17 protein-coding genes and 1 pseudogene are annotated in these 22,114 nt (G+C 73.6%); 7 read left to right on the forward strand and 11 right to left on the reverse strand.

The window, feature by feature from the left end; genetic code table 11:
• Positions 1 to 80: 80 nt before the first annotated feature.
• The 4 genes from ACZ7MY_RS02340 to hrcA form a co-directional block, all read right to left on the reverse strand.
• Positions 81 to 3,377, reverse strand: a complete 3,297-nt coding sequence (locus ACZ7MY_RS02340) for a S41 family peptidase (protein ID WP_499598873.1) — start codon at positions 3,375 to 3,377, stop codon at positions 81 to 83.
• An 86-nt stretch (positions 3,378 to 3,463) separates the two neighbouring features.
• Positions 3,464 to 4,201, reverse strand: coding sequence for a 16S rRNA (uracil(1498)-N(3))-methyltransferase (locus ACZ7MY_RS02345; protein ID WP_499598875.1), 738 nt, complete (start codon positions 4,199 to 4,201; stop codon positions 3,464 to 3,466).
• Positions 4,202 to 4,315: 114 nt separating this feature from the next.
• On the reverse strand, positions 4,316 to 5,455 hold the full coding sequence (dnaJ, locus tag ACZ7MY_RS02350; RefSeq protein WP_499598877.1) for a molecular chaperone DnaJ: 1,140 nt from the start codon (positions 5,453 to 5,455) through the stop codon (positions 4,316 to 4,318).
• Entirely contained in the window at positions 5,455 to 6,471 is a 1,017-nt protein-coding gene (hrcA, locus tag ACZ7MY_RS02355) for a heat-inducible transcriptional repressor HrcA (RefSeq protein ID WP_499598879.1), read from the reverse strand. The genes dnaJ and hrcA overlap by 1 nt, the downstream gene beginning before the upstream one ends.
• A 208-nt stretch (positions 6,472 to 6,679) precedes the next feature.
• Between hrcA and ACZ7MY_RS02360 the strand changes: the two genes are divergently transcribed.
• Both ACZ7MY_RS02360 and ACZ7MY_RS02365 read left to right on the forward strand, forming a co-directional pair.
• Positions 6,680 to 7,414 (forward strand): MBL fold metallo-hydrolase, encoded by a 735-nt coding sequence (locus ACZ7MY_RS02360; RefSeq protein ID WP_499598880.1) that lies wholly within the window; start codon positions 6,680 to 6,682, stop codon positions 7,412 to 7,414.
• A gap of 30 nt (positions 7,415 to 7,444) precedes the next feature.
• Positions 7,445 to 8,275: a DUF3097 domain-containing protein gene (locus ACZ7MY_RS02365; RefSeq protein WP_499598881.1), complete on the forward strand. Its 831-nt coding sequence runs from the start codon at positions 7,445 to 7,447 to the stop codon at positions 8,273 to 8,275.
• 1 nt (position 8,276) lies between these two features.
• Here ACZ7MY_RS02365 and hemW read toward each other — a convergent pair whose 3' ends face one another.
• On the reverse strand, positions 8,277 to 9,479 hold the full coding sequence (hemW, locus tag ACZ7MY_RS02370; RefSeq protein WP_499599343.1) for a radical SAM family heme chaperone HemW: 1,203 nt from the start codon (positions 9,477 to 9,479) through the stop codon (positions 8,277 to 8,279).
• Between the two features lie 1,044 nt (positions 9,480 to 10,523).
• Positions 10,524 to 12,359: a SpoIIE family protein phosphatase gene (locus ACZ7MY_RS02375; protein ID WP_499598883.1), complete on the reverse strand. Its 1,836-nt coding sequence runs from the start codon at positions 12,357 to 12,359 to the stop codon at positions 10,524 to 10,526.
• A 116-nt stretch (positions 12,360 to 12,475) separates the two neighbouring features.
• Between ACZ7MY_RS02375 and ACZ7MY_RS02380 the strand changes: the two are divergent.
• Together ACZ7MY_RS02380 and ACZ7MY_RS02385 are read left to right on the forward strand one after the other, a co-directional pair.
• Positions 12,476 to 13,159 (forward strand): annotated as a pseudogene (locus tag ACZ7MY_RS02380) (HAMP domain-containing protein); the annotation flags it as partial.
• A 110-nt stretch (positions 13,160 to 13,269) separates the two neighbouring features.
• Positions 13,270 to 13,809, forward strand: coding sequence for a response regulator (locus ACZ7MY_RS02385; RefSeq protein ID WP_499599345.1), 540 nt, complete (start codon positions 13,270 to 13,272; stop codon positions 13,807 to 13,809).
• Positions 13,810 to 13,866: 57 nt separating this feature from the next.
• Here the strand turns inward: ACZ7MY_RS02385 and ACZ7MY_RS02390 are convergent, their stop codons facing one another.
• The 3 genes from ACZ7MY_RS02390 to lepA all read right to left on the reverse strand — a co-directional run bounded on the left by ACZ7MY_RS02390 (position 13,867) and on the right by lepA (position 18,300).
• Positions 13,867 to 15,741, reverse strand: a complete 1,875-nt coding sequence (locus tag ACZ7MY_RS02390) for an AMP-dependent synthetase/ligase (protein WP_499598884.1) — start codon at positions 15,739 to 15,741, stop codon at positions 13,867 to 13,869.
• Between the two features lie 233 nt (positions 15,742 to 15,974).
• Positions 15,975 to 16,232, reverse strand: coding sequence for a hypothetical protein (locus ACZ7MY_RS02395; RefSeq protein WP_018556619.1), 258 nt, complete (start codon positions 16,230 to 16,232; stop codon positions 15,975 to 15,977).
• A gap of 202 nt (positions 16,233 to 16,434) precedes the next feature.
• Positions 16,435 to 18,300 carry a translation elongation factor 4 gene (gene lepA / locus ACZ7MY_RS02400; RefSeq protein WP_499598886.1) on the reverse strand — a complete coding sequence of 622 codons (1,866 nt, stop codon included), beginning with the start codon at positions 18,298 to 18,300 and terminating at the stop codon, positions 16,435 to 16,437.
• Positions 18,301 to 18,536: 236 nt separating this feature from the next.
• Between lepA and rpsT the strand changes: the two genes are divergently transcribed.
• Complete coding sequence (rpsT, locus tag ACZ7MY_RS02405) at positions 18,537 to 18,803, forward strand: 30S ribosomal protein S20 (RefSeq protein ID WP_499598887.1); 267 nt, start codon at positions 18,537 to 18,539, stop codon at positions 18,801 to 18,803.
• 183 nt (positions 18,804 to 18,986) lie between these two features.
• Here rpsT and holA read toward each other — a convergent pair whose 3' ends face one another.
• On the reverse strand, positions 18,987 to 19,970 hold the full coding sequence (gene holA, locus ACZ7MY_RS02410; RefSeq protein WP_499598888.1) for a DNA polymerase III subunit delta: 984 nt from the start codon (positions 19,968 to 19,970) through the stop codon (positions 18,987 to 18,989).
• A gap of 40 nt (positions 19,971 to 20,010) precedes the next feature.
• Between holA and ACZ7MY_RS02415 the strand changes: the two genes are divergently transcribed.
• Positions 20,011 to 20,259 (forward strand): hypothetical protein, encoded by a 249-nt coding sequence (locus ACZ7MY_RS02415; protein WP_499598889.1) that lies wholly within the window; start codon positions 20,011 to 20,013, stop codon positions 20,257 to 20,259.
• A 3-nt stretch (positions 20,260 to 20,262) separates the two neighbouring features.
• Complete coding sequence (locus tag ACZ7MY_RS02420) at positions 20,263 to 21,729, forward strand: hypothetical protein (RefSeq protein ID WP_499598890.1); 1,467 nt, start codon at positions 20,263 to 20,265, stop codon at positions 21,727 to 21,729.
• Here ACZ7MY_RS02420 and ACZ7MY_RS02425 read toward each other — a convergent pair.
• Positions 21,692 to 21,958 carry a GlsB/YeaQ/YmgE family stress response membrane protein gene (locus tag ACZ7MY_RS02425; protein WP_499598892.1) on the reverse strand — a complete coding sequence of 89 codons (267 nt, stop codon included), beginning with the start codon at positions 21,956 to 21,958 and terminating at the stop codon, positions 21,692 to 21,694. The genes ACZ7MY_RS02420 and ACZ7MY_RS02425 overlap by 38 nt on opposite strands.
• Positions 21,959 to 22,114: the final 156 nt, after the last annotated feature.

The raw sequence follows: 22,114 nt of genomic DNA on the forward strand, positions 1-22,114 counted from the left end.
ACGTCCCGCATGCTACCGGTGCCCCCCGTGGCGGCGCGCCGCCACGGGGCCCGGGTCGCGCCGGGCCCCGCGCCCCGCCGCTACGGCAACGGCGGCGCGGTGCGCGCCGGGTCGGCCTCCAGCGCCTCCAGGGCGAGGCGGACGGCCTCGTCGAGCTGCGGGTCGCGCCCGGCGGCGTGGTCCTGCGGGGTGTGGACGACCTCGACGTCCGGGTCGACGCCGTGGTTCTCCACGTCCCAGCCCACGCCCTCCAGCCACGTGGCGTACTTCGGCTGGGTGACCAGCGTCCCGTCGACCAGGTGGTAGCGGGAGTCGATGCCGATGACGCCGCCCCACGTCCTGGTGCCCACCACGGGCCCGATCCCCAGCGCCTTGATCGCCGCGTTGACGATGTCGCCGTCCGAGCCGGAGAACTCGTTGGCGACGGCCACGACGGGCCCGCGCGGCGCGTCCAGCGGGTAGCTGAAGGCCGGCAGCCCGCGCGGCAGGTCCCAGCCGACGATGCGCCGCGCCAGCTTCTCCACGACCAGTTGCGAGGTGTGGCCGCCGCGGTTCTCCCGCACGTCCACGACCAGTCCCTCCCGGACGACCTCCACGCGCAGGTCGCGGTGGAGCTGGGCCCAGCCGGAGCCGACCATGTCGGGGACGTGCAGGTACCCCAGCCGGCCGGCGGACAGCTCGCGCACGTACGCCCGGCGTCCGGCGACCCAGTCGTGGTAGCGCAGCGGCTCCTCGTCCGCGATGGGCACGACGACAACGTGGCGCGCCGCCCCGCCGTCGGCCGGGCCGACGGTGAGCTCGACCGGCTTGCGCACGGTGCCGAGCAGCAGCGGGCCGGGGCCGGTCAGCGGGTCCACGGGCCGTCCGTCGACCGCGAGGATCGCGTCGCCGGCCCGGACCGCGACGCCCGGCGCGGCCAGCGGGGAGCCGGCCAGCGGGTCGGAGGTCTCCGAGGGCAGCACCCGCTCCACGCGCCACACGCCGTCCGCGTCGCGGGCGAGGTCCGCGCCCAGCAGGCCCTGGCGGTGCAACCCGTCGCCGCGGCCGCCGGGCGGCATGACGTAGGCGTGCGAGGTGCCGAGCTCGCCGGCCACCTCCCAGAGCAGGTCGACGAGGTCGTCATGGGTGGCGACCCGGTCCAGGACGGGCCGGTAGCGCTCGCGTACGCCGTCCCAGTCGACGCCGCCCATGTCGGCGCGCCAGAAGTTGTCCCGCATCAGGCGGTGCGACTCGTCGTACATCTGGCGCCACTCGGCCTGCGGGTCCACGGTGACGCGGACCCGGGAGAGGTCGACGGTGACGTTGCTGTCGGTCTCGTCGTCGGACGGGGCCGACTTGTGGTCGGCCGAGGCCACCCGCAGCCGGTGACCGGACGTCACCAGGACCTTGTTGCCGTCGCCGCTGACGGTGAAGTCGTCGGCGTCGTCGGCGATGTCCTCCACGCGCAGCTGCTTGAGGTCGTAGCGCTCCAGCGCGGTGGACGGCGGCTCGGCCTCGGGCGAGGCCAGGCTCGCGCCCAGGACCCCGCGCACGGGGTGCCGCAGCCACAGGACGCCGTCCTTGGCCGCGCGCAGCGTGGAGTAGCGGGCCGCCTCGACCGGGAAGGGCACGATGCGGTCGGCCAGGCCCTCGGCGTCCACCTTGGTGACGGGGGTACGGGGCCGGTCCTCGCCGTCCTCCGTGCGGGAGTCCTTCTTGCCGTCGTCCTGGGCGCGGTCGTCGCCGTCCTTGTCCTCGGCGGAGGAGTCGACCGGGCGCCCGTGGCGCTGCGGGCCGAAGGGCGAGGGGGTGGTGGCGGCGAGGGTGATCAGGTGGGGGCGGCAGGCGCCGAGGAAGGCCATGTCGAAGACGTGGTCGTCGTAGACCGGGTCGAAGGAGCGCTCGGAGAGGAAAGCCAGGTGCTTGCCGTCGGCGGTGAAGGCGGGCGAGGAGTCCCGGAAGCGCAGCGGGGTCGCGTCGACGACGGTGAGGTCGGCGGTCGAGGCCAGCTTGAGCTGGCGCAGCGGGTCGGGTCCGGCGTGCGACCAGGCGAGCCAGGCCGAGTCGGGCGAGAAGGCGAGGCCGGTGGCGTGGCCGTGCTCGCCCTCCACGACGGTGCGGACCTCGCCGGTCTGGGCCTCGACGAGCAGCACCCGGCCGTCGTGCGAGGCGACGGCGATCCGGTGGCCGTCCGGGGAGACGGTCATCGCCAGCACCCGGCCGAGCCGCCCGGCGGCCAGCCGGCGGGGCGCGGCAGGGCCGGTGCCCGCCGCGGGGGCGATCTCCAGCGCGTCCTCGCCCTCGGCGTCGGTGACCCAGACGACCTGCTGGTCGCCCTCGCCGCCGAACACCCGCGGAAGCCGTGTGCGCACCCCCGGCTCGGCGGCCAACGCCCGTGCGGGGCCGCCCCGGTGGGTGACCCAGTGCGTGGTGCCGCGGATCTCCACCGCGCTGCCGCGGCCGGTGTGGTCGGGCCGCGCGTCGCCGAGGTGGTGGGCCGCGTGGACCGGGTGCGGCTGCAGGTCGGCGCGCTGGCCGCCGAGGCGCACCTCGACCGGGCGGGCCTGCGCGCCGTCGAGGTCGTCCAGCAGGAACAGCCGTCCGGTGCTGGTCCAGACGACGCGGGTGCCGTCGGTGGCGGCCTGGCGCGCGTAGAAGCCGCCGTCCTCGACGGCGGTGTGGCGGCGCAGGTCGCCGCCGTCGGGAAGGCTGGAGTAGAGGGCGCCGACGCCCTCGTGGTCGGAGAGGAAGGCGATCCTCCCCTGGCCTTCGGCATGGGGGACCCCACCCACCCACATCGGGTACTCCAGGTTGCCGTCCAGGTCGGCGTGGACGCGCTCGAACTCCCCGTCGCCGGTGCGGTCGATCCACAACTTGCCCGCGGTGCCGCCCCGGTAGCGCTTCCAGGCCGCCGCCTCGCGGCCCATGGTGGCCGACAGCAGCAGCACGGCCCCGTCCGGGCCGTGGGCGACGGCCCCGACCGGTCCGTACGGCAGCGTCGTGGCAGGACCGCCGTCGACCGGGATCGCCCGCGCCCAACTGCGGCGCAGCGAGGCCTGACCGTAGGTGCTGATGGCCAGCACGTCGCCGCCGGGCGTCCAGCCCCGCACCGAGGTGCGGCCGCTGCCCCAGTACGTGAGCCGCTTCGACGGCCCGCCGTCGGCCGGCGCGACGTGCACCTCGGGTGCGCCGTCCCGGGTCGAGGTCCACGCGATGAGCGTCCCGTCGGGCGAGAACCGCGGGTGGTTGACGGGCATGTTGTCGGCGCTGACCCGCCAGGCCCGGCCGGTGCCGTCCAGCGGGGCGGCCCAGACGTCGTCCTCGGCGGTGAAGGTGACCAGGTCACCGTGCAGGTGCGGGAAGCGGAGGTACGCGGGGTGCGAAGGCTGCTGCGTCACGTCGTCACACTAACCACCCGGGGCCACGCTGGTCGGGGGTTTTCGATCTCATTGCCCGCCAGGGGCGTTCGGCCCCGGCGGCCGCCTCAGCCCCAGCGGCCGGTGCGGCCCAGCAGGAGGGCCGTCGCGGCGACGCCGGCGGTGGAGGTGCGCAGCACGCTCGCACCGAGGCGGTACGGCTCGGCCCCGGCCGCGGCGAAGGCGTCGAGCTCCTCGGGGGACACCCCGCCCTCGGGCCCCACGACGAGCACGATGTCGCCCTCGGGCGGCAACGGGGCGGTGGCGAGAGGCTCGGAGCCCTCCTCGTGGAGGACCGCGGCGAACGCGGCGCCGGACAGCAACTCAAGGAGCTGACGGGTCGTCAGCAGGTCGGGGACCTCGGGGAACCGCAGCCGCCGGGCCTGCTTGGCCGCCTCACGGGCGGTGGAACGCCACTTGGCCAGCGACTTGGCGCCGCGCTCGCCCTTCCACTGGGTGATGCAGCGCGCCGCGGCCCACGGCACGACGGCGTCCACCCCGACCTCGGTCATGGTCTCGACGGCGAGTTCACCGCGGTCGCCCTTGGGCAGCGCCTGGACGACCGTGATCCGCGGGCGGGGCGGGGCCTCCTCGCGGACCTCGGCGACGGCGACCTCGAGCGTGTCCTTGCCGTCGACGGCCGCCACCGTGCCGTACGCGCCGCGTCCCAGGCCGTCGGTGAGCACGATCTCCTCCCCGGCCCGCAGCCGGCGCACGGAGACCGCGTGCCGTCCCTCGGGGCCGGAGAGCGTGATGCGGGCCAGGTCCAGCACGCCGGGTTCGACGACGAAGACGGGTGCGGTCACGCGGCGGTCCTCGGGGAGCGGTGGGTCAGGGCGGCCATGCGCCCATCGTGCCACGGCGGACGACGGCCCGCGGTCCGGGGTGGACGACACCCCGGACCGCGGGCCGCTGGGCGGTCAGCGCCCGTTGAACGCGTCCTTCAGGCGGGAGAACAGCCCCTGCTGGCCCGGCTGGAACTGCCCCAGGGGGCGCTCCTCGCCGCGCAGCTTCGCCAGGCGGCGCAGCAGTTCCTCCTGCTCCGGGTCGAGCTTGCCCGGGGTCTGGACCTCGACGTGCACGATGAGGTCGCCCCGGCCGCCGCCCCGCAGGTGCGTGATGCCGCGCTGGTGGAGCGGGATCGACTGGCCGGACTGCGTACCCGGCCGGATGTCGATCTCCTCCATCCCGTCCAGGGTCTCCAGCGGGACCTTGGTGCCCAGCGCCGCGGCCGTCATCGGGATCGTGACGGTGCAGTGCAGGTCGTCGCCGCGCCGCTGGAACACCGCGTGCGGCAACTCGCGGATCTCGACGTACAGGTCGCCGGCGGGGCCGCCGCCGGGGCCGACCTCGCCCTCGCCCGCCAGCTGGATGCGGGTGCCGTTGTCGACACCGGCCGGGATCTTGACCGTCAGCGTGCGCCGCGACCGGATCCGGCCGTCGCCGGCGCACTCCGGGCACGGGGTCGGCACGACGGTGCCGAAGCCCTGGCACTGCGGGCACGGCCGGGAGGTCATGACCTGGCCGAGGAAGGACCGCGTGACCTGCGAGACCTCGCCGCGGCCGCGGCACATGTCACAGGTCTGCGCGGTCGTACCCGGGGCGGCGCCCTCGCCGTGGCAGGTGTTGCAGACCACGGCCGTGTCGACCTGGATGTCCTTGGTCGTGCCGAAGGCCGCCTCGTCCAGCTCGATCTCCAGCCGGATCATGGCGTCCTGGCCCCGCCGGGTGCGCGAGCGCGGGCCGCGCTGCGACGCCGTGCCGAAGAAGGCGTCCATGATGTCGCTGAAGTTGCCGAAGCCCTGGCCGAAGCCCGCACCCGCACCCGCACCGCCGCCGTTGGCGGACAGCGGGTCGCCGCCGAGGTCGTAGACCTGCTTCTTCTGCGGGTCCGAGAGCACCTCGTAGGCGGCGTTGATCTCCTTGAACCGCTCCTGGGTCTTCGGGTCCGGATTGACGTCCGGGTGCAGCTCTCGCGCGAGACGGCGGAATGCCTTCTTGATCTCGTCCGGGCCTGCGTCGCGGCGCACGCCGAGCACGGCGTAATAGTCCGTGGCCACTACGACTCCGCCAGGATCTGTCCGACGTAACGTGCCACTGCGCGTACCGCTCCCATCGTTCCGGGGTAGTCCATGCGGGTCGGTCCGACCACGCCGAGTTTCGCCACCGCCTCGTCGCCCGAACCGTAGCCGACGGAGACGACCGATGTGGAGTTCAGGCCCTCATGGAAGTTCTCGTGACCGATTCTCACCGTCACGCCCGAGTCCTTGGCCTCGCCCAGCAGCTTGAGGAGCACCACCTGCTCCTCGAGCGCCTCCAGCACCGGGCGGATCGTCAGCGGGAAGTCGTGCCCGAAGCGGGTCAGGTTGGCCGTGCCGCCGAGCATGATCCGCTCCTCGGTCTCCTCGACCAGGGTCTCCAGGAGTGTGGCGAGGACCACCTGGACGGAGGGCCGTTCGTCGGGCTCGAAGCCCTCGGGGAGTTCCTGCACCAACGGCGGGACGTCGCTGAACCGGCGCCCCACCACCCGGCTGTTCAGCCGGGCGCGCAGGTCGGCCAGCACGGTCTCGCCGACCGGTGCGGGGACGTCCACCAGCCGCTGCTCCACCCGTCCGGTGTCCGTGATCAGCACCAGCATGATCCGGGCCGGGGCGAGCGCGAGCAGCTCCACGTGGCGCACCGTCGAGCGGGTGAGCGACGGGTACTGGACGATCGCGACCTGCCGGGTCAGCTGCGCCAGCAGCCGCACCGTACGGGCCACCACGTCGTCGAGGTCGACGGCGCCGTCCAGGAAGTTCCCGATGGCCCGGCGCTCGGCGCCGGAGAGCGGCTTGACGCTGGTGAGCCGGTCGACGAAGAGCCGGTAGCCCTTGTCGGTCGGCACGCGGCCGGCGCTGGTGTGGGGCTGCTGGATGTAGCCCTCCTCCTCCAGCACGGCCATGTCGTTGCGGACGGTCGCCGGGGACACGCCGAGGGCGTGCCGTTCGGTGAGCGCCTTCGAGCCGACCGGCTCCTCGGTGCCCACGTAGTCCTGGACGATGGCACGCAGTACTTCCAGCCGTCGTTCACTGAGCATCGCGCACCTCCAGTCGCTCGGTCACCGTGCGGGTCGTGTCGCCCCCGTGGCCTGGCACTCCTCTTCCCTGAGTGCCAGTTTTCCCCAAGTCAGTGTACGGCGGGGTGGCAAGACCTCGGCAAGGGCCCGTCCACGGGTCCGGCCCCGGGACGTCCTTGACCGGCCACCGTAGCGGGCGCCGGGCCGGTCGCGGGGATACCGTCGCGTTGTGGAGACCACACCGACCCCGCCGGGCTCCCCCGGCGGCTGGGAACAGCTCGCACCGGGGGTCGCGCGGCGGCGGCTGCCGTTCCTCGACGTCACCGTCGGGGTCGTGGTCGGCGACGGGGGCGTGCTGCTGGTCGACACCGGTTCCTCCGTCCCCGAGGGCGCCGGACTGCGCCGGGAGGTCCGCGAACTGACCGGGCGGGACGTGACGCACATCGCACTGACCCACGGCCACTTCGACCACGTCTTCGGCACCGCCGCCTTCGAGGGCGCCGAGGTCTTCGGCGAGATGACCCTCGACACCTACCTCGACCGCGAGCGCTTCTCCCTGGGCCGGGACGCCGTCGGGCACGGCGCCGCGGAGGCCGAGTCCGCGCAGGCAGTGGAGGCGCTCGTGCGCCCCGGCCGGCTCGTGGACGGCTCGTACGAACTCGACCTCGGCGGCGACCGGCAGGTCATGCTGGTCCACCCGGGTGAGGGACACACCACGCACGACCTGGTGGTGGTCGTACCGGGCACACCGGCCGTGGTCTTCTGCGGCGACCTCGTCGAGGAGTCCGGCGAGCCCCAGGCCGGGCCCGACGCCGCACCGCACGCCTGGCCCGCCGCCCTGGACCGGCTGCTCCTGCTGGGCGGCGAGACGGCGCTGTACGTGCCGGGCCACGGCGCCGTCGTCGACGCCCGCTTCGTCCGCGCCCAACGGGACGCGCTCGCCGCCCGGTTCGGATCCGCTTGAGCCGCGCACCGCGCGGATACGATCCCTGGCATGCGCAGCCGCAGCTACGACCCCGACCTCACCCCGCCGTGGAAACGGCCCGCGACACCCGCGCCCGAGGTCGCGGCCGAGCGCGACCTGGTGGTGGAGGAGGTGTCCACCGGCTTCTGCGGCGCGGTCGTGCGCTGCGAGAAGACCGCCGAGGGCCCCACGGTCACCCTCGAGGACCGCTTCGGCAAGCACCGCGTGTTCCCGATGGCCCCGCGCGGCTTCCTCCTGGAGGGCCGTGTGGTCACCCTCGTGCGGCCCTCCACCGCCGCCCCCGCGGCCGGGCCGCGGCTGACCGCCTCCGGCTCGATCGCCGTCCCCGGCGCCCGGGCCCGGATCGCCCGGGCGGGGCGGATCTACGTCGAGGGCCGCCACGACGCGGAACTGGTCGAACGGGTCTGGGGCGACGACCTCCGCGTCGAGGGCGTCGTCGTCGAGTACCTGGACGGCGTCGACGACCTCCCCGCCATCGTCGCCTCCTTCGAGCCCGGCCCGGACGCCCGCCTCGGCGTGCTCGTCGACCACCTCGTGCCCGGCAGCAAGGAGTCCCGCATCGCCGCGCAGGTCACCGGCGAGCACGTCCTGGTCGTCGGCCACCCCTACATCGACGTCTGGGAGGCCGTGAAGCCCTCCTCCCTCGGCATCCCCGCCTGGCCGGCCGTCCCCCGCGGCCAGGACTGGAAGACCGGCGTGTGCCGCGCCCTGGGCTGGCCCGAGAACACCGGTGCCGCCTGGCAGCGCATCCTGGGCGCCGTCCGCTCCTACCGGGACCTGCAGCCGGAACTGCTGGGCCGCGTGGAGGAGCTGATCGACTTCGTCACGGCCCCGGGGTGAGTCAGTCGACCAGGTCCCTGACGACGGCGTCGGCCAGCAGCCGGCCGCGCAGCGTGAGGACGGCGCGGCCCTCGCGGTAAGGACCGGTCTCAAGGAGACCGTCCCTTACGGCGCGCTCCGCGGCCCCGGCCCCCGCCGGGGCCAGCACGTCGAGGGGGCAGCCGTCGGACAGCCTCAGCTCCAGCAGGATCCGCTCCACCCGGCGGTCCTCCGCCGCCAGCACCTCACGGCCCGCCCCGGGACTGCGCCCCTCGGCGAGCGCCGCCGCGTACGCCGCCGGGTGCTTCACGTTCCACCAGCGCACCCCTCCCACGTGGCTGTGCGCCCCCGGCCCGGCACCCCACCAGTCCGCGCCGGTCCAGTACAACTCGTTGTGACGGCACCGGGCCTCCGGCGAGGTCGCCCAGTTCGACACCTCGTACCAGCCGTACCCGGCCGCCGCCAGGCGCTCCTCCGCGATCAGGTAGCGGTCCGCGTGCACGTCGTCGTCCGTCATCGGCACCTCGCCGCGCCGGATCCTGCGCGCCAGCTGCGTGCCCTCCTCCACGATCAGCGCGTACGCCGACACATGGTCCGGCCCCGCGGCGATCGCGGCGTCCAGCGACGCCCGCCAGTCGTCGTCCGACTCCCCGGGCGTGCCGTAGATCAGGTCCAGGTTGACGTGCTCGAACCCGGCCGCCCGCGCCTCCGCCACGCACTCCTCCGGGCGGCCCGGCGTGTGCCGCCGGTCCAGCACCTGCAGCACGTGCGGCCGGGCGCTCTGCATCCCGAACGAGACCCGCGTGTACCCCCCGGCCCGCAGCTCCTCCAGGTACGCCGGGTCCACGGACTCCGGGTTCGCCTCCGTCGTGACCTCCGCGCCCTCCGCCAGGCCGAACTCGTCCCGGATCACCCCCAGCATCCGCGCCAGGTCCGCCGCCGGCAGGAGCGTCGGCGTCCCGCCGCCGACGAACACGGTCTCCACGCGCCGGGGGTCGTCGCCCAGCACCTTGCGGGCCAAGCGGATCTCGTCGACCAAGGTGTCGGCGTAGTTCTCCCGGGAGGCGAGCACGCCGCCGGTGCCGCGCAGCTCGGCGGCGGTGTACGTGTTGAAGTCGCAGTAGCCGCAGCGGGTGGCGCAGTACGGGACGTGCAGGTAGAACCCCAGCGGGCGGGACTGCGCGTCGCGCAGGGCGGTCGGCGGGAGCGCGCCGTCCTCGGGCATCGGCTCCCCGTCGGGCAGTACGGATGGCATGCCCCCCATTGTCCGCCATCCCCTCCGGGTGCGGTTCCGGTCCCCTCGTGCGGGCGCCTGCGGGCGGCTGCGCCGGGCCACCTGGTCGTTTGCGTGCACGTTGTGTGCGCCTGCGGGCGGCTGCGCCGGGCCACCTGGATGTTCGCGTGCACGTTGTGTGCGCCTGCCGGCGGCTGCGCCGCGCTGCTCGGTGGGTATGTGCGGGTCCGTTGCGCCTGCGGGCGGCTGCGCCGCGCCACCTGGTTGCTTGCGTGCACGCTGTGTGCGCCTGCGGCGGGCTGTCTCCCGCCCTCCCGCCCGATTGCCCGGCGCGGTTGGTGCGGGTCTCGCACGTCGTTGTGGGGTCGGCGCCGCGCCGGCGCACGTCCTCAACGCTCGCGGTTTACGACTACATCATTCGGCACCGCACTTAACCGCTCGTCGTTTCCGGGCGCACCCCGACACACCCCCTCCCGCCGTATCGGCGCACAACGGCCGGTCGGGGTGTCAGAAGGCAATCCGGGGCGCCCCGAACCGCTCACTGACCCCGCGGCCCCGTGGTTCAGGCCCGCATCGTTGGGCACCGGGTCTGCCAACCGCCTCCCCCCAGCCTTCGGCCAGGGGAAGCACCCCGCCACACCCCCTTCCCCTTGTGCGGGCGCAGGGTGTCCCGTTGGGGGTGCGTGGGACAGGTGCGGTGCCCCCGGACTGCCTTCTGACCCCCCACCGGCCGTTGGTCGCCACGGATACGGAGGGGGTGGGGTCGTAGGGGTGGGCGTTCTGGACGCTGACGTGTATTTGATGTGCGGCACAGACGGCAAGAACAAGTGATCCCCGCCATGCACATAAATATGCGGTACAGAATGCCCACCCCGGAGGCCCCGCCCCCGGCCCACCAACCCACAGAGCGCAGGCCCGCACCAATCGCGCCGGGCAATCGGGAGGGAGGGCGGGGAAAAATCCTCAACCTCAGCCACAAACGACCCGCACACGACAACAGGCCGTAGCCAACGACCCGGCACCGCGTAGCGCCCCTCACTGGGCCTGAAGCACGAGCACCGCAAGATCGTCGTCCGGCGGCGCCACATCGTACTCGTGCACCGCCCGCCGGATCCGCTCAGCCACCCCCGCCGCCCCGAGCCCGGCGCAAGCCGCCAGCACGGCCGCGAGCCCGTCGTCGTCGTCGAACTGCCGGCTCCCGTTGCGCCGCTCGGTCACCCCGTCCGTGACGCACAGCAGCGTGTCCCCGGGAGCCAGCCGGAACGATTCGCTGCGGTACCGCGCGTCGTCCGTGATCCCCAGCAGTATCTGCGGCACCGCCGCGGGCCGTACCGCGCCGCCGCCGGTGAGGAGCAGCGGAAGGGGGTGCCCGGCGCTGGCCAGCGTGCACAGGGCACCACCCGGGCCACTCGGACCGCCCGCCCCCGGTCCGGCCCCCTCCGGCACGATCTCCCCGTACAGCAGGGACAGGAAGCGCGGCCCCACGTCCCATCCCGGCCCGAGCGCGTCGCCGAGCGTGGCCGCCGCGGCCTCGTCCGCGAGGGCCCGGTTGAGCCGGTCGAGGACCTCCGCGACGCCGTAGCCCTCGCGTGCGAGGAGCCGCATGACGGGCCGGGCGAGCCCGGTGACCGCTGCCGCCTCGGGGCCGTTGCCCTGGACGTCGCCGAGGGCGAAGCACCAGCGGCCGCCGCCCGCCGGGAAGAGGTCGTAGAAGTCGCCGCCGACGACGTCCGCACGCGTGGGCTCGTAGACGACGGCCGTGTCGACGCCCGGCACCGCGCCCAGCCCCGCGGGCAGCAGGCCGCGCTGCAGGACCCGGCTGATCATGGCCTGCCGCGCGTACTGGCGGGCGGTGCCCACCGCGAGCGCGACGCGGCGCGCGAAGTCCTCGACGAGGCCGACGACCTCGTCGGGGAAGCGCGTCAGCCCGGCGCGCCCGAGCAGCAGCGTGCCGTGGCTGCGGCCGCCGGTGACCAGGGGGCACGCCAGCGCCGCGCCGAACGCGTCCGTGCCCTGGCCGGTGGCGGGCCACGGCCAGGGCACGGCGCCGGCGCGACCGCCGGGCGGTGGGGGTTCCTTCTCCAGCACCATGCGCAGTCCGTCGATGCGGCTCTCCGCCGCGTGCCAGACGCGCGCCAGGCGCGGCTCGGCGCCCTCGGGCCCGTCCCCGGAGAGCCAGACGGCGCACCAGTCGGCGAGCCGGGGCACGAGCAGCTGCCCGGCGAGCGAGGCGACCATGTCCTCGTCGAGCTGCCCGGCGAGCAGGTCGGAGGCCTCGGCGAGGAAGGAGAGCGAGCCGCGGTTGATCCACTCGCTGTCGTGCCGCCGCGGCAGGCGGGGGGCCGTCGCCGCGAGGACGTCGGTGGCGCGCAGTCCGTGCAGCAGGCCGCGGTCGGCCTCGGGGGCCGGCGGCACCGCCTCCCCGGGCTCACGGGCGGCCAGGCGGCACCAGATGGTCTTGAGGTCGCGCCGGTAGGTGATGCCCCACTCCTCGGAGAGCGCGGAGACGAGCTGCAGCCCGCGCCCGCCGTCGCGGCCCTCGCGGGCGAGTTCCGCGCGGTCGCGGACGACCCGGGCGGGGTGGTGGTCGGAGACCTCGACGACGAGGCCGTCCTCCTCGCGGCCGCCGGACGCCGCGCCCTCCAGCCGGCAGAGCAGCTCGACGGTGGTGCCGGCGTGGATGACCGCGTTCGTGACGAGCTCGCTCACGAGCAGCACCGCGTCGTCCACGAGGTCGTCCCCGACGCTCTCGGCCGGCCAGGGTTCCTCCGCGGTCCACTCGGCCAGCGCGGCGCGGACGAACCTCCGTGCCGCGGAGGCCGCCAGTTGGTTGCCGGGCAGGCTGGTACGGGAGACGAACTTCCGTGGCATGGACTCTGGCCCCACTGTGCGGCTCCCGAGCAGATCCGGCATTGCGCCCTTAACGGCACGGACAGCGTGACAGACTGAGCGCGCTCATAAGCGCCGAGTCACCGAAGAAGGCCGTCATGGCTCTTAAATCGGCTGTTCCCGCCCCGAAAACCACGGCTCCCGCGCGTCCGCGTGTCGTCGACCCGCCGCCGGACGGTGAGTGGATACGCGCGGCGGAACTGCGGCCGCTGCTCACGGTGATGCGCTCGCTGTGCGACGGGGCGGAGGGGGTGCCGCCGGAACTCGCCGGAACGTTCAACCGGATCGTCGCCCGGGAGCAGCACGTCACGGCCGAACCGGGCCGGGTCAAGCGGGAGGTCGTACGCCGGGGCAGGCTGGGCGAGCGGCTCGCGGAGAGCCCGGGGCAGGGCTCGTGGGCGGTGAGCGTGCAGGCAGCGAACACCACCCGCGTGCTGGACGCCGTGGCGGGCGGCGACTTGACCCAGCGGGTGGACCTGCACGACGGCAACCGGCCGCTGCGCGGGGACCTGCGCAGGCTCGGCCGGGCGGTCAACCGCATGGTGGACCAGCCCCAGGTGCGCGACATCGCGCTGGTGACGACGGCGGTGGCGCGGGGCGACCTGACCCGCCAGGTGACGGTCGAGGCGACCGGTGAGCTGCTGGAGCTCAAGCTCACCGTGAACACCATGGTGGACCAGCTCTCGGCCTTCGCGGACGAGGTGACCCGGGTCGGCACCGCGGGCCAACTGGGCGGCCAGGCCCGGGTGGAGCGCGTGTACGGCACCTGGAAGCGCCTCAGCCCCGGTCCCGGCGGTCCGGGCGGCTCCGACGACCCCGCGAGGCCCGCGTCGTGACGACGGGCCGCACGGGCACGGTCACGGGGAAGGCGGGCATCCTCCTCGTCGACGACATGGAGGACAACCTGGTCGCCCTGGAGGCCGTCCTCGGCATCCTGGACCAGCCGCTGGTCCGGGCCCGTTCCGGGGAGGAGGCGATGAAGGCGCTGCTCCGCCAGGAGTTCGCGGTGGTGCTGCTGGACGTCCTGATGCCCGGCATGGACGGCTTCGAGACCGCGGCGAACATCAAGCGCCTCGACCAGACCAAGGACATCCCGATCATCTTCCTGACCGGGAACGACCTGGACACCACCTTCGCCTTCCGCGGCTACGCCACCGGCGCGGCGGACTACCTGACCAAGCCCTTCGACCCGTGGGTGCTGCGGGCGAAGGTGACCGTCTTCCTCGAACTGCACCACAAGACCCGCCAGTTGCGGGCACTGCTGGCGCGCGACCGGGACCGGCTGGAGGCGATCGAGCAGCGCCTCGCGGCCGTCGAACGGCAACTCGCCGCCGACGGCCGCCCGGACGTCGCCGCGCTGGCCCGGCGCGTGGCCCGGCTGGAACGCGCGCTGCACGGCGTGGACCTGCCGGGCCCCCGGACGGGCGACTGAGGGGGCGGGGCCGCCCGGGTCCTGCCGCCCGCCGGTCGGCCCGCTCAGTCCTCCCGCTCAGTCCTCCCGCGTGCCGGCGTACATGTCGTCGATCAGGTCCTTGAACTCCCGCTCCACGACAGGCCGCTTGAGCTTCAGGCTCGGCGTGAGGTCGCCGTGCTCGACGTCCAGGTCGCGCGGCAGGATGCGGAAGGTCTTGATCTGCTGCCAGCGCTGCAGCTCCTCGTTGACCCGCCGCACGTAGCCGTCCATCAGGGCCCGCACCTGCTCGGAGCCGACGACCTCCGCGTAGCCCCTGCCCTCCAGCCCGTTCTCCTTCGCCCAGCCGAGGATGGTGGGCTCGTCCAGGGCGAACAGGGCGGTGCAGAAGTTGCGGTCGGCGCCGATCACCAGGATGTTGCTGATGAACGGGCAGGCCGCCTTGAACTGGCCCTCCACCGCGGCCGGCGCGATGTACTTGCCGTTCGAGTTCTTGATGATGTCCTTCTTGCGGTCGGTGATGGTGAGGTACCCGTCCGCGGAGAGCTCCCCGATGTCACCGGTGTGGAACCAGCCGTCCGACTCCAGCACTTCGGCCGTCTTCTCGGGCAGCCCGTGGTAGCCCTGCATGATGCCGGGGCCGCGCAGCAGGATCTCGCCGTCCTCGGCGATGCGGACCTCGGTGCCGGGCAGCGGCTTGCCGACCGTGCCGGTCCGGTAGGCCTCGCCGGGGTTGACGAAGCTGGCGGCACTGGACTCGGTCAGCCCGTAGCCCTCCAGGATGTGGATGCCGGCGCCGGAGAAGAAGTAGCCGATCTCCGGGGAGAGGGCGGCGGAGCCGGAGACGCAGGCGCGCAGCTTGCCGCCGAAGGCGTCGCGGAGCTTGGCATACACCAGGCGGTCGGCGACGGCGTGCTTGGCGGCGAGGCCGAAGGGGGCGCTCGCGTTGCCGGTGCGGCGGCGGTTGTCCTGGGTGGCCTTGGCGTACTCGCGGGCGACCTCGGCGGCCCACTTGAAGATCCGGTACTTGGCCGCGCCGCCGGCCCGGGCCTTGGCGGCGACGCCGTTGTAGACCTTCTCGAAGATGCGCGGGACGGCCGCCATGTAGGTGGGCTGCACCACCGGCAGGTTCTCGATGATCTTGTCGACCCGGCCGTCGACGGCGGTCACGTGGCCGATGGTGATGTGCCCGGCGGTGAGCACCTTGCCGAAGACGTGCGCCAGCGGCAGCCAGAGGTACTGGACGTCGTCCGCCTCCAGCAGCCCGTTCGCCTGGATCGCGCGGGCCATGTACGCCCAGCAGTCGTGCGGCAGCCGTACGCCCTTGGGGCGGCCGGTCGTGCCGGAGGTGTAGATGAGGGTGGCCAGCTGGTCCTTGGTGATCTCGCCCACGGTCTTGCGGACGGCCTCGGGGTTCTTCTCCAGGTAGACCTTGCCGCGCTGCTCCAGCTCCGTCAGCGACAGCGCCCATCCGTCGTCCCCGAGGTCGGCGCCCTCGGCGTCGACCACCACGACGTGCGCGAGCTCCGGCAGCTCGGCGCGGCGCCCGACGGCCTTGGCCAGCTGCACGGCGTTCTCGGCGATCAGCACCCGGCTGCCGGAGTCGGCCAGGATGAAGGCCGTCTCGTCGGCGTTGGTGGTCGGGTAGACGGTGGTGGTAGCCGCGCCGGCGCAGAGCACGCCGAGGTCGGCCAGGATCCACTCGACCCGGGTGGCGGAGGCGATGGCCACCCGTTCCTCGGGGCGGACACCCAGGTCCATCAGGCCCGCGGCGACGGCGTGGACGCGGTCCGCGGCCTGCTTCCAGGTGAGCGACCTCCACGACTCGGCACCGCCGTCCGACGCCACCGGGAAGCGGTAGGCCTCGGCGTCCGGCGTCGCCTCGACGCGCTCCAGGAACAGGTTCGCCACGGAGGGCGGCCGGTTCTCGATCAAAGTCTGCGTGTCGGTCACGACAACCTCCGGGGGCCCGCCTCTTAGCTGGGTGACTCGTGAGTAACTACCGAGTGGTGATCAGAGTAGGGAATCGGCGCCCGCTTGGTAAGAGGCCGCGGCCACCGCGATGCAACCGTGACGACCAGTGGATGGCACGTACACATAACGGCGGGCCCTCCCGGAATCCGGGGAGCCCGCCTTCCGGCCACCGCTCCGGCCACCCACCGGCGGCACCGCGGGGAACGCGGCGCTCAGCCGCCGATGGGCAGACCGCCGATCATGCCCTTGGTGCCCCCGGTCTTGCCCGCGCCGCCGAGCAGCTCGCCCGTCTTGCCGGTGACCGCCTTCAGACCGGTCTTGGCGACCTCGTCCTTGGCGTCCAGGATCTTCATCGGCCCGTTGCCGAGCGGGAGGGCCTCCCCGGCGAAGGCGGGGGACGCGGCGGCACCGGCGGCGCCCAGCGCGATCACGGAACCGGCGACGACGGCCGCGGCCTTCGAGTACTTCACTTCACATTCCCCTTCCACAGCGACGCCTTTCGCCCCTGTCACGATGAGTAACGTCGGGGACTCCCGGCAGAAACCGCGCGGGCCGGGGTTTTTGCCAATCACCCGAATGCCGGACCGCTCATACGAAAGGGCGCCTGCCCGGTAATCGGACAAGCGCCCTTCCTGTGCGCCCGGTTGGGCCGCGCCGGCCGGCTCGCGCCGGCTACTTCTTCTTGGCCGCGCTCTCGTCGCTGGAGAGCACCGCGATGAAGGCCTCCTGCGGCACCTCCACGGAACCGACCATCTTCATCCGCTTCTTGCCCTCCTTCTGCTTCTCCAGCAGCTTCCGCTTGCGCGAGATGTCACCGCCGTAGCACTTGGCGAGGACGTCCTTGCGGATGGCGCGGATGGTCTCGCGGGCGATGACCCGGGAGCCGATGGCCGCCTGGATGGGCACCTCGAAGGCCTGCCGCGGGATAAGCTCGCGCAGCTTGGCGACGAGCCGCACGCCGTAGGCGTACGCCGCGTCCTTGTGCGTGATCGCCGAGAAGGCGTCCACCTTGTCGCCGTGCAGCAGGATGTCGACCTTGACCAGGCTGGAGGTCTGCTCGCCGGTGGGCTCGTAGTCCAAGGAGGCGTACCCGCGGGTCTTGGACTTCAGCTGATCGAAGAAGTCGAAGACGATCTCGGCGAGCGGCAGGGTGTAGCGGATCTCCACCCGGTCCTCGGAGAGGTAGTCCATGCCGAGCAGCGAGCCGCGCCGGGTCTGGCAGAGCTCCATGATCGCGCCGATGAACTCGGTGGGCGCCAAGATCGTGGCCCGCACCACCGGCTCGTACACCTCGGAGATCTTGCCCTCGGGGAACTCGCTGGGGTTGGTGACGACGTGCTCGGCGCCGTCCTCCATCACCACGCGGTAGACCACGTTGGGAGCCGTCGCGATCAGGTCGAGGCCGAACTCGCGCTCCAGCCGCTCGCGGATCACGTCCAGGTGGAGCAGCCCGAGGAAGCCGACGCGGAAACCGAAGCCGAGGGCCGCGGAGGTCTCCGGCTCGTACACCAGGGCGGCGTCGTTGAGCTGGAGCTTGTCCAGCGCGTCGCGCAACTCCGGGTAGTCGGAGCCGTCCAGCGGGTAGAGGCCCGAGAACACCATCGGCTTGGGGTCCTTGTAGCCGCCCAGGGCCTCGGTGGCGCCCTTGTTCTGCTGGGTGATCGTGTCACCCACCTTGGACTGGCGGACGTCCTTCACACCGGTGATCAGGTAGCCCACCTCGCCCACGCCGAGGCCGTCGGCCGGCAACATCTCGGGCGAGTTGGTGCCGATCTCCAGCAGCTCGTGGGTCGCGCCGGTAGACATCATCCTGATGCGCTCGCGCTTGCTGAGCTGACCGTCGACGACCCGGACATAGGTGACGACACCGCGGTAGGAGTCGTAGACCGAGTCGAAGATCATCGCGCGGGCGGGCGCGTCGGCGACGCCGACCGGGGCCGGAACGGTCTCCACCACGCGGTCCAGCAACGCCTCGACGCCGAGGCCGGTCTTGGCCGAGACCTTCAGCACGTCGGAGGGGTCGCAGCCGATGAGGTTGGCCAGTTCCTCGGAGAACTTCTCGGGCTGCGCGGCCGGCAGGTCGATCTTGTTCAGCACCGGGACGATGGTGAGGTCGTTCTCCATCGCCAGGTAGAGGTTGGCCAGCGTCTGCGCCTCGATGCCCTGGGCGGCGTCGACCAGCAGGACCGTGCCCTCACAGGCCGCGAGCGACCGGGAGACCTCGTAGGTGAAGTCCACGTGCCCCGGGGTGTCGATCATGTTCAGGATGTGCGTCCTCCCCTGACCGGCGCCCTCGGTGGGCGCCCAGGGCAGACGGACGGCCTGGGACTTGATCGTGATGCCGCGCTCGCGCTCGATGTCCATCCGGTCGAGGTATTGGGCGCGCATCTGCCGCTGATCCACCACACCGGTCAGCTGGAGCATCCGGTCGGCAAGGGTCGACTTGCCGTGGTCGATGTGCGCGATGATGCAGAAATTGCGGATCAGCGCCGGGTCGGTACGGCTCGGCTCCGGCACGTTCGAAGGGGTCGCGGGCACGCAGGGTCCTGTCTCTTGAGGCGCCTGTCGCCTCTGGTCGGATCGATACGTATGGCTCCCATAGTCCCATGGCCGGGGCCCACGGCCGTGCCGGGCGGTGCGGGAAGGGCCGCGGGACCCGCCGCCGGCCACCGGTTTGGGCGGCGCGGCGGCCGACTGCTAACCTGGGCAGTCGCGTCTCGTGCCCTCTACCCGAGGCGCGAACCCCATCAGATCACACCTGAGAAGGCTCTTTCGTGGCGAACATCAAGTCCCAGATCAAGCGCAACAAGACCAACGAGAAGGCGCGCCTGCGCAACAAGGCCGTCAAGTCGGAGCTCAAGACCGCCATCCGTCGCACCCGTGAGGCCGTGGCCACCGGCGACGTCGAGAAGGCGACCGAGGCCGCGCGCCTCGCCTCCAAGAAGCTCGACAAGGCCGTGAGCAAGGGCGTCATCCACAAGAACCAGGCCGCCAACAAGAAGTCGGCGCTGGCCCTCAAGGTGGCGGCCCTCCAGGGCTGAACCTTCCCGTAGCAGTACCCGCCGGCGAGGACACAGCGGTCCCTCTCACCCGCTCCTCCACCGGCACCCCCGATCCACCGGCCGCACGCGGCCTGCGTTCGCCACGCGGGTGCGGCCTCCGAAGGGCCCCGTACCTCCCCGGTACGGGGCCCTTCGGCATGGGCGTGCGCGGCCGGGTGGAGCTCAGCGGGACCGTGCGGCCCGCGCGACGGCGACGACCGCCTTCTCCAGGGCGTAGGCCGGGTCCGCGCCGCCGCCCTTGACCGCGGCGTCGGCCTCGGCGACCGCGCGCAGGGCGGCGGAGACGCCGTCACCGGACCAGCCGCGCATCTGCTGGCGGACCCGGTCGATCTTCCACGGCGGCATCCCCAGTTCGCGGGCCAGGTCCCCGGGGCGGGCGCCGCGCGGGGCGGAGGCCAGCTTGCCGATGGCCCGGACGCCCGACGCGAGCGCGAAGGTGATGCCGGGCAGCGGCTGCCCGACCGCGATCGCCCACCGCAGCCGCTCCAGCGCCTCGGCGGCGCGGCCGGTCACCGCGAGGTCGGCGACCTCGAAGCCGGTCGCCTCGGCCCGGCCGGTGTAGTAACGGGCGACCACCGCCGCGTCGATCGCGCCCTCCACGTCGGCGGCGAGCTGGGCGCAGGCGCTCGCCAGCTCCCGCAGGTCGCTGCCGATGGCGTCCACCAGTGACTGGCACGCCTCGGGGGTCGCGGACCGGCCCAGGGTGCGGAACTCCTGCCGGGCGAAGGCCAGCCGGTCGGCCGGCTTGGTCATCTTCGGGCAGGCCACCTCGCGCGCACCGGCCTTGCGCGCCGCGTCCAGCAGGGCCTTGCCCTTGGCGCCGCCCGCGTGCAGCAGGACGAGGGTGATCTCCTCGGCCGGGGCCTCCAGGTAGGCCTTGACGTCCTTGACGGTGTCCGCGGACAGGTCCTGCGCGTTCCGTACGACCACGACCTTGCGCTCGGAGAAGAGCGAGGGGCTGGTGAGCTCCGCCAGGGTGCCCGGCTGGAGCGCGTCCGGGGTGAGGTCGCGCACATCGGTGTCGGCGTCGGCGGCCCGCGCCGCCTGCACGACCTCCCGTACGGCGCGGTCGAGGAGCAGGTCCTCCTGCCCCACCGCGAGCGTCACGGGGGCGAGCGGGCTGTCTGTCGTACTGTTCCTGGCCATCGCGGTCCAGCATCCCACGCGGGTCCGACACAATGTCCCGGTGACCGACGTCAGACATGTGCTCGTCCTCCCCGACCGCGATGCCGCGGAGGAGGCCGCCGACGAAGCCAGCGAGCGCTTCGACCTGCCCCACCGTCCCCAACTCGTCCGCGACGCGCTCGCCGGCGAGGACGACGCCGAGGACGCCCAGTGGCTCGTCGTCATCAACGACGAGGACGAGGAACTGGACCCCGCCGCCCTGAACGACCTGGCGGAGGAGTTCGAGGGCTGGCTCGAGGAGGAGGACTAGGCCGTGCCGCTGCGCGTCCCCGCCCAGCGCCGCCGCTCACAGGAGCCGGGGGCGGAGCCCCCCGGGACGGCCGGGTCGCTCCCGGCCGTCCCGTTCAACCAGCGGGTACGCCTCCTGGTCGAGGCCGTCGACCATCCCGACGAGCTCACCCTCGCGCAGGGGCTGATGGAGGCGCGGGGCTGGACGGTACGCCGGCCCGCCCGTGAGGACGCCCCGGCCACGGCGGGCGGCGGCCGGGTCGCGCTCGTCGTCGAGGTACGGCTGGGCGGCTCCCGCTGGAGGGCCGAGAGGGCCGCGTGCGGGGCCGTGGAGCGGCTGGCGAGGACCCATCAGCTCGGACTGTGGGTCCGGGACGTGGCGTTGCTGCTCCGGCCCGACGACCCGCGGACCGAGTACCGCGTCGTCCGCCGTCCCGGGACGGGCACCGGACCGCGTGACCGGCTGGTCCGGTGGCGGGCCGCCCTCGGCGGGCGCGGCGCGCACCGGCTGCTGCGGCTGCCGGCCGGGCTGACCCGCGAGGCGGTCGAGCGGGAGGTCGCCGAACGGCCCCTGGGCGGCGCCGCCTTCACCACCGAGTCCTTCGAACTGCGGCCGGCGCCGCCCGAGACGGAGGAGGCGGCGGCCAGGGCGGTGGCCGGTGCGGCCGCGCGGGCGGGCCGTGGCGCGTCACGGGCGGTGCCTCGTGCGGCCGTCGCCGTCGCGGCGGCGGCGCTGCTGGGCTGGGCGGCCGCCGAGGCGGGTGCGGGACCGCTGTGGTGGCCCGCGGTGGTGGCCCCCTTCTGCGCGCCGGGGGTGTACTTCGCCGTGCGCGACTCGTGGTTCTCGCGCAACGCGGTCTGGCTGGTGCCGCTCGCCCTGCCCGTGGGGTGGTCGATGACGACCTGGCTCGGCCGGCTGATGCAGGCGTCCTACCTCGACCGGTTCGGCGTCCCCTCGGGTTCCGTGCGCTCCGCCGGGGACCTGTGGCCGTACGCGGCCGCCGCGGAACCGCTGGGCCTCGCGCTGGGGTTCGTGCTGATCTTCACCACGGTCGCGGGCTGGCTCCGGCACGTGCACATCGCCAAGGGCGACAACCGCCTCGCCCTGGTCGCCGTCACGGTGCTGCTCTCGGCGTCCTTCGCGGCCGTCGCGCTCCTCGCCGGGGCCCGCGACGCGGACCGCGCCGCCGGGGAGGCGGCCTCCGCCGCGCGGCGGGGGCACGCACCGGTGGCGTACTTCGGGGTGCGCGGCACCCTGATGTGCGTGGTGCCCGTCGGTGACGGTCCCCTTCCGGTGGAGAACGGCCCGGTGCCGGCCGACCACCCCGTGCTGTCCTTCGGGGCCTCCGGGGACTGGATCTGGCTGTGGGACCCGCGCCGCTCGCAGGCCCTGTCCGTGCGCCGGGAGGACGTGCAACTGCTGCCCGCGTCGGCCGCGTCCGCTGCGTCCGCGGTCAGCGGCGGGAGTCGCCGAACAGGATGCGGTAGATGATCAGGAGGACGAGCGCGCCCCCTATGGCCGCACCCCACGTGGGCAGGTCGTAGAAGTCCTTGGTGATGGGGTGGTCGAGGAACTTCGCCGAGAGCCAGCCACCGACCACCGCGCCCGCGATGCCGATCAGCGTCGTCCCGACCACGCCGCCCGGGTCCTTCCCGGGGAGCAGTATCTTCGCGATGGCGCCCGCGATCAGGCCCAGTACGATCCAGCCGATGATGGTCATGCCGTCAACCTGCCACGGCCCCCGGCCCTTCATGCGTGCCGAGACGGAGCCATGGACAAGCCGTGACACGGTGGTTGCACTTCACGGCGGGCTCCCGGCCCCGCGGCAGCGGGCGGCGCGGGGCGCGGGGCGCGGGGCGCGGGGCGCGGGCGGCGG

Source organism: Streptomyces sp. NPDC111520, assembly GCF_055635295.1.

Bases quoted from the DNA above. Each gene is read 5' to 3' on its own strand.
- hrcA (WP_499598879.1), bottom strand. From the start codon at position 6,471: ATGCTCAGTGAACGACGGCTGGAAGTACTGCGTGCCATCGTCCAGGAC.
- ACZ7MY_RS02365 (WP_499598881.1), top strand. From the start codon at position 7,445: ATGCGCAGCCGCAGCTACGACCCCGACCTCACCCCGCCGTGGAAACGG.
- hemW (WP_499599343.1), bottom strand. From the start codon at position 9,479: ATGCCCGAGGACGGCGCGCTCCCGCCGACCGCCCTGCGCGACGCGCAG.
- ACZ7MY_RS02375 (WP_499598883.1), bottom strand. From the start codon at position 12,359: ATGCCACGGAAGTTCGTCTCCCGTACCAGCCTGCCCGGCAACCAACTG.
- ACZ7MY_RS02385 (WP_499599345.1), top strand. From the start codon at position 13,270: ATGGAGGACAACCTGGTCGCCCTGGAGGCCGTCCTCGGCATCCTGGAC.
- holA (WP_499598888.1), bottom strand. From the start codon at position 19,970: ATGGCCAGGAACAGTACGACAGACAGCCCGCTCGCCCCCGTGACGCTC.
- ACZ7MY_RS02425 (WP_499598892.1), bottom strand. From the start codon at position 21,958: ATGACCATCATCGGCTGGATCGTACTGGGCCTGATCGCGGGCGCCATC.